1 protein-coding gene is annotated in these 653 nt (G+C 64.0%); it reads left to right on the forward strand.

Translation table 11 applies throughout. The features are described 5' to 3' along the window. A partial coding sequence (locus B7G53_RS22290; RefSeq protein WP_303621661.1) for a DnaB-like helicase C-terminal domain-containing protein occupies nt 1-653 on the forward strand: 653 nt, incomplete at both ends.

Consider the following 653-nt stretch of genomic DNA (forward strand, 5'->3'; position numbering starts at 1 on the left):
TACCGCTACGAACACAAGCTGATCTACGCGGCCGTCGGTGCCCTGATCAACGCGACCAAGCCGGCCGACGTGATCACGGTTTACGAACACCTGCAGAACCTGGGCAAGGCCGAGGATATCGGCGGTCTGAGTTACCTGAACTCGCTGGCCCAGTACGTGCCCAGCGCCGGCAACATCCGGCGTTACGCCGAGATCGTGCGCGAGCGCTCCATCCTGCGCAAGCTGGTGGCCGCCAGCGACGAGATCGCCACCAACGCCTTCAACCCGCAGGGCAAGGCCGTGGCCATGATCCTGGACGAGGCCGAGCAGAAGATCTTCAAGATCGGCGAGCAGGGTTCGCGCATGAAGCAGGGTTTCCAGAGCATGGACACCCTGGTGGTGAGCCTGCTCGACCGCGTGACCGAGATGTCGGAAAACCCGAACGACGTCACCGGCGTGCCCACCGGCTTTTACGACCTCGACAAGATGACCTCGGGTTTCCAGGCCGGTGACCTGGTCATCCTGGCGGCGCGGCCGTCCATGGGCAAAACCGCGCTGGCCATCAACATTGCCGAACACGTGGCGCTCAACGAAGGCCTGCCGGTGGCGGTGTTTTCGATGGAGATGGGGGCGTCCCAGCTGGCGGTGCGTATCGTCGGCTCGATCGGCCGCAT

Origin of the sequence: Polaromonas sp. AET17H-212 (assembly GCF_002379085.1) — a bacterium.
In the GTDB taxonomy this organism is placed as follows: domain Bacteria; phylum Pseudomonadota; class Gammaproteobacteria; order Burkholderiales; family Burkholderiaceae_C; genus Polaromonas.